The 14,538-nt window shown below is 72.4% G+C and carries 9 protein-coding genes; 1 reads left to right on the top strand and 8 read right to left on the bottom strand.

Annotated elements, in window-relative coordinates; genetic code table 11:
* Positions 1–114 precede the first annotated feature (114 nt).
* A complete protein-coding gene (locus AC5PYY_RS09620) occupies positions 115–861 on the top strand; it encodes a hypothetical protein (RefSeq protein ID WP_493896599.1) in 747 nt (248 codons plus the stop codon).
* On the opposite strand, the gene AC5PYY_RS09615 is transcribed toward AC5PYY_RS09620, so the two are convergent.
* From AC5PYY_RS09615 to holA, 8 genes are all read right to left on the bottom strand, one after another.
* A complete protein-coding gene (locus tag AC5PYY_RS09615) occupies positions 858–1,538 on the bottom strand; it encodes a BPL-N domain-containing protein (protein WP_493896598.1) in 681 nt (226 codons plus the stop codon). The two genes, AC5PYY_RS09620 and AC5PYY_RS09615, sit on opposite strands and share 4 nt — an antisense overlap.
* On the bottom strand, positions 1,535–2,824 hold the full coding sequence (locus AC5PYY_RS09610; RefSeq protein ID WP_493896597.1) for a heparan-alpha-glucosaminide N-acetyltransferase domain-containing protein: 1,290 nt from the start codon (positions 2,822–2,824) through the stop codon (positions 1,535–1,537). Before AC5PYY_RS09610 ends, AC5PYY_RS09615 begins: the two co-directional genes overlap by 4 nt.
* Positions 2,821–6,897, bottom strand: a complete 4,077-nt coding sequence (locus AC5PYY_RS09605; RefSeq protein WP_493896596.1) for a Pls/PosA family non-ribosomal peptide synthetase — start codon at positions 6,895–6,897, stop codon at positions 2,821–2,823. Before AC5PYY_RS09605 ends, AC5PYY_RS09610 begins: the two co-directional genes overlap by 4 nt.
* A 257-nt stretch (positions 6,898–7,154) precedes the next feature.
* The gene (gene leuS / locus AC5PYY_RS09600) at positions 7,155–10,094 is read right to left on the bottom strand and encodes a leucine--tRNA ligase (protein WP_493896595.1); all 2,940 of its coding nucleotides are present in this window, start codon (positions 10,092–10,094) and stop codon (positions 7,155–7,157) included.
* 243 nt (positions 10,095–10,337) lie between these two features.
* Positions 10,338–10,604, bottom strand: a complete 267-nt coding sequence (gene rpsT, locus AC5PYY_RS09595) for a 30S ribosomal protein S20 (RefSeq protein ID WP_493896594.1) — start codon at positions 10,602–10,604, stop codon at positions 10,338–10,340.
* 217 nt (positions 10,605–10,821) lie between these two features.
* Positions 10,822–12,099, bottom strand: a complete 1,278-nt coding sequence (locus AC5PYY_RS09590) for a class I SAM-dependent methyltransferase (protein ID WP_493896593.1) — start codon at positions 12,097–12,099, stop codon at positions 10,822–10,824.
* Positions 12,096–13,508: an FAD-binding oxidoreductase gene (locus AC5PYY_RS09585; protein ID WP_493896592.1), complete on the bottom strand. Its 1,413-nt coding sequence runs from the start codon at positions 13,506–13,508 to the stop codon at positions 12,096–12,098. The genes AC5PYY_RS09590 and AC5PYY_RS09585 overlap by 4 nt, the downstream gene beginning before the upstream one ends.
* A 24-nt stretch (positions 13,509–13,532) precedes the next feature.
* A complete protein-coding gene (holA, locus tag AC5PYY_RS09580) occupies positions 13,533–14,525 on the bottom strand; it encodes a DNA polymerase III subunit delta (protein WP_493896591.1) in 993 nt (330 codons plus the stop codon).
* Positions 14,526–14,538: the final 13 nt, after the last annotated feature.

The raw sequence follows: 14,538 nt of genomic DNA, 5'->3' as shown, positions 1-14,538 counted from the left end.
GGCGTCCGGCCCGCTGCCGGACGTCGGCCTGCTCTTGCGCTCCGTTTCAACTATCGTGAGGTGGCTGGCTCATGCAGGGGGTCGGCGCACGCAGACGGAGAAGGGAGACTTCCCGTGGTCCACATCCGCTGCGGTCACGTCGTCGTGGCCGCGCTGCTCACCCTCGTCTCGGGCTGCACCACGCTCTTCCAGGACGACGTGCGACCCGAGCTCTTCGCCGACCCACCCGTGGTGTCCGACGAGGCGCGCGATCTCTACGGCGATCGGGCCGAGGCCGCCTACGAGCAGGTGAGCGACCTGCTGCTGGAGTACTCCACCCCGGAGATCCTGCTCGACCCCGAGGCGGCTCCCCCGGGTGCGGACGACCTCACGACCGGGCTGGTCGAGGCCATGACCGAGACCGCGGCCACGGAGTGGCGCAGCGACGTCGATGACGCCCTTGCGGGCGACGCCGAGGCCGTGGAGGTAGTCAACCTGCTGCGCTTCTACGACCTCGACACGACCGACGCCACCCGGCCGCGCACCGGCGAGGTGGTGGCCGAGCAGAGCGTCTCCGGCGGTGAGGTGTCCCTCGCCGACCAGGCCACGGACACCGATGCGGCGACGGCGACGGACGGCGCGACCGCCACGTCTGGGCCCACCCCCCCGTTGCAGGTGTCGCTCGTGCACCGGGCGCGGATCCGGCTGGAGGAGGACCGCGTGCCCTACGAGGTGATCGTCGTGCGGCCCCTCACCTTCACCCTCACGCCCGAGGGTGACCGCTGGCTGATCTCGACCTTCAGCGGTTCGCTGCGCACCCGCACGCTCGTCGGCGACCCACCCGCCGTGGTCGACGACAGCGCGACCTCCACCGGGCGCTAGTCAGGTCGGGGCAGGGCCAGACCCACCAGCTCGCGCGCCAGGTCCTGTGTCGGAGCCGGGACCGGCAACCTGTCGTCGACGAACCAGTCGGCCCCCGCCTCCGGGTGCGGACCGCACACGACCACCCGGCCGTCACCGTGCGGCGCGGCGAGCGCGGCGACCGCCCCGTCCGGATAGCGCGCCACGACGTCGACGTCGCCCCGGGCCCGGCTCGTCACGGCGAAGGCCGGCGGGTCCTCGACGTAGATCTGCCGCCGCTCCTCACGCCAGGCGACGTCCTCCACCGCGCTGCGCAGCGCGACGCCCTGACCCGACTGGTCCCAGCGGTCCACCTCACCCGGGAGCAGGGCGTAGCCGGGGTCGGAGCCGGCGAGATAGCCGCCGAGGCAGATGCCCAGGTAGCGGCCCCCTCCTCGGACGTAGGCGCGCACCGCCTCGGCATCGGTCGCGACCCGCTCCCACTCCGCCTCCAGGCTCCCGCCGCCGGGATGGACCAGCAGGGCGGGCCCCTCCCGCAGCGCCGCCCCGAGCTGCCGCCGCTCGCCCGGGCCGACCCAGGTGGTCCGGAGCCCCTGCTCGCGCAGCAGCGGGCGCCATACCTCGGCGCATCCCGGCACGGCCGCGGACCCGCGGTAGATCGCGGCCCAGGGACGGCGGCGCCGGAGCAGGCCGGTCACCGCGGGATGCGGTGCCGACCCGGTGTCGGTGCGGCGCGGCGGCACGCGGAGGCGACGAAGGCCTCCAGCGGGCCGCGGCTGCGGTGGCGTTGCCACACGACCCCGAAGGAGGTGAGGACCGCGACGTGGAAGAGGAACTGCAGGTGCTCGGGCAGCCCGCCGAGCGGGAGCAGCAGGAGCAGCAGATGGCCCGAGTACAGCGTCAGGGTCATGCTGCCTGGTGCGGCGAGCAGCCGCAGCCCACGCGGCAGCGCGGAGGCGGCCATGAGGCAGACCCCGAGGACCAGCAGCGCGATGCCGCAGGTGCGCAGCAGGTCGAGCGGTGTGCCGGTATGCGGTGCGTCGGAGGCCATCCACCACCAGGAGGTCGCCGGGAGGGTCCCGTCGCTGCCCCAGGTGAGCAGGGAGGTGAACTCATCGAGCGTCATCGTGCCCTCGACCCCGCGCGCCAGCCGGTCGAGCCCGCCGACCGGCCCGAGGAGCAGTGTGGAGAGGAGGACCGCGCCGAGCGAGAGGGCGCCGCCGGCGACCGCGAACACCACGGCATACCGTCGGGCGTCGAGCGCCAGCCGGCCCAGGCCCAGTCCCAGCAGGATGTAGGTGAACCACGTGAGGGCGGGGTAGAGCCCCGTGACGGCGAGGGCGAGCACGGAGCCGGCGGGGTCCGTGACCAGGTCCCCCGGCGACAGGTTGAGCCGCTCGAAGGCAGGCGTGCTCTGCCGGAGCAGGTGGCTCAGCACCGGAGAGAGCAGGAGCCAGCCCGCGGCGAGCAGGAAGAGCGTGCGCGGGCGCAACCGGATGACCGGCACGGCCATGAGGAAGAGCAGCCCCAGGTAGGGCAGGATCACGCCCGCGGTGTCGACGGGGACGACCAGACCGAGCAGCAGCCCGATCGCGAGGATGAGGGCCGCCCGGACGGCGATGCGGATCGCGCTGATGCGCACGGGGGCACGCTCCGGGGACGTGCGCCCGCTCATGAAAGCCAGGCCGATGCCGCCCAGCACCGCGAAGGTCGCCGACGAGGCGCCGGAGCTGATGAGCCAGGGGACACTCACCGACCCGTTGCCGGCGTCGGCGGTGTAGACGTGGACCGCAACCATGCCGAGCAGCGCCAGCCCTCGCGCCGCGTCGATGCCGATGAGCCGCTGACGCCGGGCACCGCCCAGCTCGTCCGCGCCCTCGTCGCCTTCCTCGGGCTCGCAGGCGTGGGGGATGTCGGTGAGCTCCTCGCCCCGCTGGAGGACGAGCTCGGCCTCGCGGTCGGGGCCGGTGGTGACGGTGCTCATACGGCGACCTCCTCGTGCGCGAGACCGGCCTCGTGTGCCGGCTGGGCCGGGATGCCTGCCCAGCGGGTGGCAGCCGGGATGCTCTCGCCCTTCATCACGAGCGAGAGCGGCTCGAGGTGCACGTCGTCGGCCACGTCGCTGCCGTAGAGCACGACGCTGCGCGTGCCGAGCGACACATGCTGCCGGACGGTGACGTGATCCATCTTCATCACCCGGTCCTCGAAGAGATGGGTCTGCAGCGATACGGCCGGCCCGACGTGGCTGCCCGGCCCGATGCGGACCAGGTCGAACTCGGTCACGTAGGTCGTCTCCACCAGGGCCCGCCGGCCCACCCGGACGCCGAAGAGCCGCAGCAGCGGCCCGAGCCAGGGGGTGCCGCGCAGGGGGTCCAGGAGCACCGGCACGGCCGCCGCCTCGTAGATGCCGGTGACCAGCTCGCTGCGCCGGACGAAGCTGCTCCACAGCGGCTCCACCCGCGGCCGGTAGCGGCCCATGAGGACCCACTTCAGGAGCGCCACGAGGAGCACCACACCCAGCGCGCAGGCCAGGGCGATCACGGGCAGACCGAGCAGCATGACCCACCACGACAGGCCCGCGCGGGCCATCCACGACGCGCCCTGCAGGGTCGCGAAGGTGGAGATGGCGAGGAGGGAGGCCGGCACCACGATGCGGAAGAACTCCATGACGTAGCGCGCGACGACGGCGGAGCGCGGTGGCGCGAAGGTCTGCTCCTCGCCGAAGCCCTCGTAGATCTCCCGGCGCGGCAGGAAGAAGGCGGGCGAGCCGAGCCAGGAGGTGCCGTCCGGCACCTGCCCGGTCTGCGGTGTCGAGGCGACCCCCAGCAGGCTGTCGCGGCCCAGCCGTGCCCCGGAGGGCAGGTAGGACGCGTTGCCGACGAAGGCGCGCTCCTCCACCCGGGTCGGGCGGAAGGCCACGTGGTGGTGGCAGTAGGTCGCGCTGCCCACCGAGGCCATGTCGGCGACGAACGACTCGGCCCCCAGGGTCAGCAGGTCGGGGTCGATGTTGGAGATCGTCGACACCTCGGCGCGGGCTCCCACGCGGGCCCCGAGCAGGCGGAGCCAGTGCGGCGTGTAGAGGGTCGAGTAGAGGCTGTTGGTCAGGGACAGGCTGGAGTCCAGCAGCTTGTCGGCGAACCACTTCTCCACCCCGAGCTGCGAGCGCAGGTGGTGCACCCCGACCGGGGTGCGCGGCAGCCCGAACGAGCGCATGAGCAGGATGAGGGCGCAGCAGGTCACGACGAAGACCGGACCGGTGAAGGTCGTCGCCGCCAGCGCCCAGCCGACGCCGCTGGCCAGCAGCACCCACCAGACCAGGGCCACGACCGGCAGCAGCGCCGCGAGGGGCAGCAGCTCCAGGGCCAGGATGCCGACGAGGAAGTTGGCCCGCTGCGCCGGCGCCCACGTGGTGGGGGCCTGGCGGCAGCGCGCCATGAGGGCGAAGATCGGGTCCTCCAGCCGCTCCAGCGGCCGCGCCGGGGCACCGCGCCAGAGCTCGCGGGCGCCCAGGTGCGTCCCCGGCGCCAACGACGACTGCTCCTGCAGGATGGTCTCCTCACCCACCGAGCAGGGGCCGGTGAGCACGCAGTTGGCGGCGACGGTGGCGTCCTTGTGCAGCCGTACCTCACCGATCCGCAGGCGCCCGTCCGCGATCGACCAGCCCTCCAGGTGGGTGCCGTAGCCGACGGTGGCACCTGGGCCCAGGTGCAGCAGCGAGGGCAGGTTGACGTGGGCGGTCCCCAGGTGGGCCTCGTCGTGTACGTCGGCGCCGGCCCATCGCAGGTAGGGCGCGGCGTAGGCCGACCCAGCCAGCGTCGTCAGCGGCGAGAAGCTCATCGCCTTGCCCACGAGCCAGACCCGCAGGTGGGTCCAGCCGTAGAGGGGGTATTCCCCCGGTGCCAGCCGGTGCCCGAAGAGCCGGGCCACGATCAGCGGTCCGACCCAGCGCTCCAGCAGGTAGGACAGCGGGAAGAGGAAGACCAGCAGCTGCAGCGTCTGCGCCGTGGGCACGCCCGCGAACCACCAGTACGCCAGCGCGATGGGGCTCAGACCGACGGTCACGGTGCCGAGGATCGCCACGATCTGCGCCACCCCGAAGCCCCAGATCCGCACCATCGACGCGGGAGCGGGTCGGTCCACCGCACCCGCCTCCGGCACGACGCCGGCGCCCAGCTCCTCCGCCCGGGCGGCGAGCTGCCGGACGGTAGGCGCGGCATACAGGTCCATGACCGACAGCGAGGCGCCGCGCGGGTCGCTGCGCAGCGCCGAGACGAGCGTCGCGGCGAAGAGCGAGTGCCCGCCGAGGTCGTCGAAGAAGTCGGCGGTGACGGACACCTGGTCCGGGGTGACCTCGAGCGCCTGCGCCCAGACGCCGACCATCCACTCCTCGATCTCACCCTCGGCCGCGACATGGTCGCCACTGCCGCCGATGAGACGGGTGCTGATCGGGGCGGGCAGCCGGTTGCGGTCGACCTTGCCGCTCGGCAGCATCGGGATCTCGTCGACCACCTCGACGAACGAGGGGATCATGTAGCCCGGCAGCGTGGTGCGCATGTCGTTCCACAGCTCGCGCACGAAGGCGCGCTCGTCCTCCGGTGCCACGGCGGTGGCGGTGGTGACGTAGGCGGCCAGATCACCGCCGGAGTCCCCCGGCAGCTGGGTGACCGCGGCGGTCGGGACGCGCGGGTCGCGCATCATGACGCTCTCGATCTCCCCGAGGTCGACGCGGTGCCCGCGGACCTTGACCTCGGCGTCGGCTCGTCCGAGATAGACGATCTCGCCGTCGGCCTGGACCCGCGCCAGGTCACCGGTCCGGTAGATGCGCCCCTGGCCCGGGTCGTGCGGGTGCTGGATGAAGCGGTCCTCCGTGAGGTCCGGGCGGCCGAGGTATCCCCGGGCCACGCCGGGACCACCGATGCACAGCTCGCCGACCTCGCCCGCGGGGACCGGGCGGCGCTGCTCGTCCAGGATGTATGCCGTGTAGCTGGGCACCGGGATCCCGATCGTCACCGGCCGGTTCGGGAGCAGGACGCTCCACACGCAGGTCACGGTCGCCTCGGTGGGGCCGTAGGTGTTGAGCATGCGGCGCCCGGGCGCCCAGCGCTCGACCAGCTCGGCGGGGCAGGCCTCGCCGCCCACCATGACCGCCCGGATCGAGTCGATCGTGCGGGTGACCGTGGACAGCACGGTCGGCACGCAGTAGAGCAGGGTGATCCGGTGCTGCTCCAGGAACTCGGTGAGCCCAGGGCCCACCCGGCGGCTGTCGGTGGGACCCACCACGAGGGTGGCGCCCATCGCCCAGGTCGGCCACACCTCCTCGATCGCGAAGTCGAAGGCGATGGTCATGCCCTGGTAGACGCGGTCCTCGGCGCGGACGTCGTAGACCTCGCTGATGACGTGGATGAAGTTGCAGATGCTGTGCTGCGCGACGTCGACGCCCTTGGGCCGGCCGCTGGAGCCGGAGGTGTAGATGACGTAGGCGGTCGGGTCGTCGCCGGGCTCCTCCGGTGCCGGTCGGTCGCCCGGACGCCGGGCCAGCGCCACCCGGGTGTCCTGGGAGTCGGCCAGCACCGTCGGCACGGTGATCTCGCGCAGGGAGTCCTCGAGCTCCACGCAAGACACCACGAGGTCGAGCTCGCTGTCGCCGGCGACGAAGGCGACCCGGTCGGCCGGGGACGAGGGGTCGATCGGCACGAAGGCCGATCCGGCCTTCATGATGCCGAGCAGGGCGACGTAGAGCTCGGTGCACCGCGGCAGCAGCAGACCGATGCGACCGCCCCGGCGGGCACCGAGAGCGATGAGGTGGTGGGCCATCGCGTTGGCTCTCCGGTCCAGCTCCGCGTAGGTGAGGGCCCCGCCCTCCCACTCCAGGGCGCGCGCCCACGGGGTACGGTCGCAGCTGGCCTCGAAGTAGTGGTGCATCCGCTCCTGAAGCTCGGGGCGGATGCCGCTCAGGGTGAGCTGAGCGGTCGGCGACAACGACTGCGCCTCGCCATGGACGTGTCCGGTCGGATCGACGTCGACGGCAGGCGCGGCGGCCTCGAGATGGGTCGTCACACCCTGTCCTTCCCCTGCGGTGCTGCACGGACAGCACCCAGACGGCACCCCTGCAAGTGCCGGTGTTCTATTAGCGAGGTGCGCATCGGCTCCCACTGCCGGTGCTGCACCCCGAACCGCAACTGACCCGTCTACCTCAGGCCAGCGGCGCATTCGCGTCACGTATCCGACCCAGCGTAGCCGCTCCGGCCCAGGGAATCCACAGGAACCGCCTCGGCCTCACCCATGGGGGTGAGGCGCGAGCGCCATACCTCGGATCAGACGACGATGTTGATCAGCGTCGGGGCACGCACGATGACCTTGCGCACGGTGGCGCCGTCGAGGAAGCCCTGCACCCGCTCGCTCGCGAGCGCGCGCGCCTCCAGGTCGGCCGCATCGATGTCGGCCGGCACCTCCAGGCGGTCGCGGACCTTGCCCTTGACCTGGACGACCGCAGTGACGGTGTCGTCGACCAGCAGCGCCGGGTCGGCCTCCGGGAAGGGCGTGTAGTCCAGGTCCTCGTGCCCCAGCCGCTCCCAGAGCTCGGACGCGACGTGCGGAGCGACCGGGCCGACCAGCTGCACCAGCGGCTCCACGGCAGCCCGCGGCACCCGGTCCTGCTTGGTCAGCAGGTTGTTGAGCTCGATCATCCGGGCGATCGCGGTGTTGGTCCGCAGCGCGGCGTAGTCCGAGCGGACGGTGTCGATGGTCCGGTGCAGCGCCCTCTCCAGCTCGGGGGTGAGGGCGTCACCGTCGTCGGTCACGGTGACCTCGCCGGTCTCCTCGTCGATGATGTTGCGCCAGAGCCGCTGCAGAAACCGCTGGCTGCCCACGACCGCCCGGGTCTCCCAGGGGCGGTACTGCTCCAGGGGGCCCATCGACATCTCGTAGACGCGGAAGGTGTCGGCGCCGTAGTCGGCGACCATCTCGTCCGGGGTCACGACGTTCTTGAGCGACTTGCCCATCTTGCCGTGCTCCTGCGTGACCGGCTGGCCGTTCCACGTGTAGGTCGGGGCCGCCGACCCGTGCTCAACGTGCTCTTCCACCTCCGCCGCCGGCACGGGGAAACCGCGGGCGTCGCGATAGACGGAGGCCTCGATCATGCCCTGGTTGATGAGCCGCCGGAACGGCTCCTCCGAGTTGACGAAGCCCAGGTCGAAGAGCACCTTGTGCCAGAAACGGGCGTAGAGCAGGTGCAGCACGGCGTGCTCGACACCACCCACGTAGAGGTCGACGCCACCGGGGTCGACCGCGCCCTCCGGAGCGCCCGCCACCGGATGCTCGCGCGGCCCGATCCAGTAGTCCTCCACCTCCGGGTCGACCGGCAGCTCGGTGTTGGCGGGGTCGAGGTAGCGCAAGTAGTACCAGCACGACCCCGCCCAGTTGGGCATCGTGTTGGTCTCGCGGCGCACCGGCACCGGGCCTCGTCCGTCGCCGAGGTCCATCGTCGTGTGCACCCAGTCACCGGCGCGCGCCAGCGGCGCCTCCGGCTGGCTGTCGGCGTCGTCCGGCGCGAAGGTCCGCGGCGTGTAGTCCGGCACCTCCGGCAGCGTCACGGGCAGCTGGTCGTCGGGCACCAGGTGAGCCACGCCGTCGGCGTCCCAGACGACGGGGAACGGCTCACCCCAGTAGCGCTGCCGGCTGAACAACCAGTCGCGCAGCCGGTAGGTCACGGTGGCCCGGCCGCTGCCCTGCTCCTCCAGCCACGCGATGATCGCCGCCGTGGCCTCCTCGACCCCCATCCCGTCAAGGCTGATCTGGTCGTTGGCCGAGTTGATCGCCGGACCGTCGCCGCCGTAGGCCTCGTCCTCGGGGTGGTCCGGTGTCGGCTGCACGGTCCGGACGATCGGCAGCCCGAAGGTGGTCGCGAAGTCCCAGTCGCGCTGGTCCTGCCCCGGCACGCCCATCACCGCGCCCGTGCCGTAGCCCATGAGCACGTAGTCGGCGACGAAGACGGGGATCGCCGCCCCGGTCGCAGGGTTGGTCGCGAACGCCCCGGTGAAGACACCCGTCTTGGTCTTCCCCTCGGTCTGCCGCTCCACGTCGCTCTTGCTCAAGGCGTGTCGCTGGTAGGCCGTCACCGCCTCCCCCGGCGTCGCTGCGCCGGTGGGTGACCCCGTCCAGGCCTCGGCGGTGCCCTCGGGCCAGGACTCCGGCACGAGGCGATCGACCAGCGGGTGCTCGGGAGCCAGCACCATGAAGGTCGTGCCGAAGACGGTGTCCGGCCGGGTCGTGAAGACGGTGAGCCACGCCGTCCCTCCGTCGGTCGTGGGCGCGGCGAAGTCGACCTCCGCGCCCGTCGAGCGCCCGATCCAGTGCCGCTGCATGAGCCGGACCTTCTCCGGCCAGTCCAGGCGGTCCAGGTCGTCGGTGAGGCGATCGGCATACGCCGTGATCCGCATCATCCACTGCGACAGGTTGCGCTTGAAGACCGGGAAGTCCCCGCGCTCGGACCTGCCGTCGATGACCTCCTCGTTGGCCAGCACCGTGCCCAGACCGGGGCACCAGTTGACCGGGGCGGAGGAGACGTAGGCCAGCCGGAAGTGATCGAGCAGCTGCGCCCGCTCGGGCCCGGACAGCTGCGCCCAGGGAGTCCCGCCCGGAGTCGGACGCCGGCCCGAGGCGAACTCCTCCACCAGCTCGGCGATCGGCCGCGCGCGGCCCGGACCACGCTGACCGGAGCCCTCCCGTGGGGCGGCCTCGGGGTCGTACCACGCGTCGTAGATGCGCTGGAAGATCCACTGCGTCCAGCGGACGTAGTCGGGGTCGATCGTGGCGAAGGTGCGCCGCGGCTCGTGCGACAGCCCGATCATCCGCATCTGCCGCCGGTAGGTCGCCATCGCCTCCTCGGTCGTCACCCGCGGGTGCTGCCCGGTCTGCACGGCGTAGTGCTCGGCGGGCAGGCCGAAGGCGTCGAACCCCATGGCATACATGACGTTGGTGCCGGTGGTGCGCAGGAAGCGGGTGTAGACGTCGGTGGCGACGTAGCCCAGCGGGTGCCCGACGTGCATCCCGGCGCCCGAGGGGTAGGGGAACATGTCCATGACGACGCGGTGCTCCCGGTCGGGGGCGAGGCGAGGGTCGTCGGGGGCCGCCCACGGCCCGGCCGGGTTGGCGGAGGAGAAGGTGTCCTGCTCCTCCCACCGGTCCTGCCAGCGCCGCTCGATCTGGTTCGCCAGCTCGGCGGTGTAGCGGTGCTGGGGGGTTCGCTCGCTCATCTGTCGCTCTCGTCCGTTCTCGTCGCGGTCCGCCGGTTCCAGGTCGTCGTGCAGCGTGCACACAAAAGCCCCTCACGTGGGAGGGGCTGGCCGCGCTCGCAGGTATGCGTTCTGCTAGCGCGGCCTGGTAAGAAGAAGCTCGGGACGGGTCGCCATGGTGCGCCCATGGTAGCGCAGCGCCACGAACGACGACGGCCCCTCACCCGGCGGAGCGGGAGAGGGGCCGTGGTCGATCGCGCGGCCTCAGGCGCCGATCGAGTTGAACCGCTTGGCCATCGCCGACTTCTTGTTGGCGGCCTGGTTCTTGTGGATCACGCCCTTGGTGACGGCCTTGTCCAGCTTGCGCGAGGCGGCCTGCAGGGCCGACTCGGCCTTACCGCGCTCGCCGCTGTCCGCGGCCTCGCGGAACTTGCGGATGAAGGTCCGCAGCTCCGACTTGTAGGCGCGGTTGCGCTCGGTGCGCGCGGCGTTGGTCTTGACGCGCTTGATCTGGCTCTTGATGTTTGCCACGTAGCTCTTCCTGCTTCAGTCGTTGGTTCTGGTGTCGTTGAGGGCGACGACCGCGCGGCCGGACGAACGAGGCGTGGGGATGCCCTGGCGAGTTCCGACGCGCGGGGTGCTGCTGCGCATGCGCGCACGACCGAGCGCGCACGCAAAGAGCAACGGTAGCAGCGCCGCGGCGACTCGCCCAAGTCGTGGTCTGCGCTCGTGACGCCGGTGTCCCGGGTCAGACCTGCACCCGGCCCAGCCCTATCCCGGAGCGACCGGCATCGGAGGTGCGGACCGCGAGCACCTGGTGCAGCTCCATACCGCGGCGCTCGAAGTTCATCCGCGACCCGGCGAGGTAGAGCCCCCAAACCCGCGCCCGCCCGAGCCCGGCCTCGGCGACGCACTCGTCCCAGTGCGCGGCGAGGTTCGCGCACCAGGCGCCGCAGGTGCGGGCGTAGTGCTCGCGCAGGTTCTCCTGATGGCGCACCTCGAGGCCGACGTCCTCGATGCGCGACACGATGGTGCCGGATCCGGCGAGCTCGCCGTCGGGGAAGACGTAGCGCTCGACGAAGGCCTGCCGCGCCATCGGCGCCCGCTGGTTGTCGGCCCAGGTGATGCAGTGGTTGAGCAGCCGGCCCTCGTCGCGCAGCCGGTCACGCAGGAAGGCGAAGTAGGCGGGGTAGCGCCGCACCCCGATGTGCTCGGTGAGCCCGATCGAGGAGACCGCGTCGAAGCCCCGCTCGGTCACGTCGCGGTAGTCGCTGTGCCGGATCTCTGCCCGGCCGGCGAACCCGCGCCGCTCCAGCATCTGCTGGCCCCAGGCGGCCTGCTGCCGCGACAGGGTGACACCCAGCGCCGTGACGCCGTAGTGCTCCACCGCGTGCCGCACCATCTGGCCCCAGCCGCAGCCGACGTCGAGCAGGCGCATGCCCGGCGCCAGCCCCAGCTTGCGGCAGACCAGGTCGTGCTTGTGCGCCTGCGCCTCCTCGAGGGTCGCGTCGTCACCGGGGTATGCCGCGCACGTGTAGGTCATCGACGGGCCGAGCACCAGCTCGTAGAACCGGTTGGAGACGTCGTAGTGGTGCGCGATGGCGACGGCGTCGCGGCGACGGCCGTGCCGGAGCCCGTCCGCGAGGCGGCGGGCCCGGGTGGGTGTCTCCTCCGGGGGCAGCGCGGGTGGGCGGGGCCGCAGCTGCCCGAGGGCGCGGGCGACGTGCGGCAGGTCACGCACGGAGCGCCGCTTGGTCGTGACCAGGTCGCGCAGCAGCACCATCTCGGGGTAGGGGTCGCCCTCGACCATCCCTTCGATGCGCAGGTCTCCGGTGAGGTAGGCGCGGGCCAGGCCGAGCTCGCTGCTGGGCGAGGTGACGAGGTGCTCCAGCGCCCGGGGCGAGTCCAGGTGGAGCACCCGGCCCTCGGGGTCACCGCCGCGCGAGCCGTCCCAGGCCGCCACCGCCAGGCCGGCGACCGGCCCGACGAGCGCCTCGAAGATCTGGGCGCCGGAGAGGGTGCTCATCGTGATCCCACCGCCTTGTCGTAGAGAGTCGGGAGCCGGCCGTCGGGGTCGTAGTGCGCCTTGACCTCGGCGTGGGTCGGGCCGCCGTAGAGCTCGTCGAAGGTCTCCCGGTCGTAGGTCGCCGTGGAGTAGAGGCCCTTGTGCCCGCCGAGCTCGGTGACCTTCGCCTCGATGGCCCGGTTGACGTCGCCGTCCCGCCCGCCGGGGGCGATGTCGACGGCCGACCAGAAGCCGACGTTGACGTAGTCGCGGCCGGCCTCCATCGGGTAGAGCGGCCACGGGCGCGCCGCCGAGGTGTCGCGGAGGCGGACCGGGCAGAGCCAGAGCGGCTCGATGGGCACGGTCTCGAGGAACCAGCGCAGGAACTCCGCGGTGCGCTCCAGCGGGATCTCGACGTCCTGCACCACCCGCTCCTGAGCCGGCAGCCCGCGCACCCGCCGGAGCCGGGCCTGCGGGGCATACCGCTGCTCCAGGCCGATGAGGCGCCAGTAGACGTCGCTGCGCCGCCAGCGGGCCGGCCAGACGCGACGGACCGCGGGGTGCTGCGCGCCGAAGGCCCGGGAGCACCAGAACCAGTCGGTGTCCCACCGCCACAGGTAGTCGGCGGCGGTGAGCAGGTCCTCGCGGCGGTGCTGCACCGAGCGGTAGTAGATCTGCTGGCTGGTGTAGTCGCTGGGGCTGCCCAGACCGGCGGCGCGCGCCTCCTCGGCGTCCACCCAGCGCCCCAGCGTGAGATAGCTCTCCATGCCCGAGAAGACGATCCCGTCGAGGAAGTCCACCCGCTCCCCCGCGCGCGTGCCGGTGGACATGATCTCGCGCACCGCGTCCATCGCCGTGTCGAGGTCGGTGAAGCGCTCGTGACGCAGGGCGACGAACGGCCGCGCCGGCTCGAGCTCGACCACGAGGCCGAGGCAGTAGCCGAGGGTGCCGTAGGAGTTGGCCAGGGCGCGGAACAGGTCGGCGTGCTCGCCGTCCGGCCGCGCGGTGACGACCTCGCCGGCGCCGGTGAGGATGTCGGCCTCGAGCACGGACTCGTGCGGCAGACCGGAGCGGAAGGAGGTGGACTCGATGCCGAGACCCACCACGGCTCCGCCGAGGGTGATGGTGCGCAGCTGCGGGACGACGAGGGGGATGGCAGGCATGGCCGGGTCGCCGAGGAGCTCGGCGGTGAGCTGCTCGTAGGTCGTCAGGCCCCCGACGAGGGCCGCGGCGGGCTCGGAGGGCGACCCTGCTCGGCGCGTGAGGACGCCGGTGAAGGCGCCCAGGTCCAGCCGGGACGCCTCACCGGTCCGCCGGCGGAAGAGGTTGCTGGTGCGCTTGGCCAGGCGCACCGGCCGGTCGGCGGGCAGCGCGGCATACCGCTCCTGCGCCTGTCCGACGGCGGCGAGGTACCCCGGTGGCCGCTCCATGCCACCCCATCCTGCACGCAGACCTCAGCCCTGGGCCAGGCGACACACCTCGAGCACCGCACGCTCCACCGCGTGCTCCGGGCTGCGGACGGCCGCCGCGGTGCGGATGCCGCCCTTGACGTCGACGTCGGCCCGGGCGACCACCTGGATCGCCGCGCCGAGGCGATCGCCGTCCCAGTTCTGACTCACTCGGCGGGCGGCGTCGACCTGCCAGGGGGCCATGCCGAGATCACGCGCGAGCTGGGCGGAGCCACCCCGGCCGGCGGAGGCGACCTTGCCGACCTGTCGCAGCTGCATGGCGAGCACCGCGACAATCGGGACCGGGTCGAGGCCGCCCAGCATGGCGTGCCGCAACAGGCTCATCGCCCGGGCCTGGTCGCCGACGAGCGCCGCCTCGGCCACGCGGAAGCCGGTCGTCTCGACCTTCTCGCCGTAGTAGGTGGTGACGTCCTCGGTCTCGACCAGGCCCTCGACGTCGCGGATGAGCTGCTCGCAGGCCGAGGCCAGCTCGCGCAGGTCCTTGCCGACGGCCAGCACCAGCGCCGCGACGGCCTCCGGGGCGATCTTGCGCCGGGCGCTCCGGAACTCTCCGGTGACGAAGTCGTGCTTGTCGCGCTCGGTCTTGACCGCCTTGGCGTCCAGGACCCGGGCACCGTCCTTCTTGAGCCGGTCCAGGACTCTCTTGCCGCGGTTGCCGGTCTTGTGCCGGACCACGAGGGTGACCGCGTCGGCGGGCTGCTCCAGATAGCTCGTCAGGTCCTCCACCAGGGCGTCGTCGGCCTCGTCGAGGTCGTGGACCACGATGATGGTCCACCCGCCGAAGAGGCTCGGGCTCGCGTGGAGCAGCAGCTCACCTGCCTGGTAGCTGCTTGCGTGCACCTGGACGGTCTCGGCGTCCGGCTCACCGGCCCGCACCAGCTGCACGAGGGAGTCGACGGCGCGCTCGGCGAGCAGCTGTTCGGGCCCGGAGACCAGCGCCAGGGTGGGCACGGCCGACCCGCTGGGATCAGGGCTCACAGGTGCTCCTTCG

Source organism: Serinicoccus sp. JS2-9, assembly GCF_059025165.1.
Note: the sequence above shows the minus strand (reverse complement) of the source record. Positions and strands in the feature narration are given on the sequence as shown.

Coding starts and splice junctions, on each gene's coding strand:
- AC5PYY_RS09610 (WP_493896597.1), bottom strand. CDS start 2,824: ATGAGCACCGTCACCACCGGCCCCGACCGCGAGGCCGAGCTCGTCCTC.
- leuS (WP_493896595.1), bottom strand. CDS start 10,094: ATGAGCGAGCGAACCCCCCAGCACCGCTACACCGCCGAGCTGGCGAAC.
- AC5PYY_RS09590 (WP_493896593.1), bottom strand. CDS start 12,099: ATGAGCACCCTCTCCGGCGCCCAGATCTTCGAGGCGCTCGTCGGGCCG.
- AC5PYY_RS09585 (WP_493896592.1), bottom strand. CDS start 13,508: ATGGAGCGGCCACCGGGGTACCTCGCCGCCGTCGGACAGGCGCAGGAG.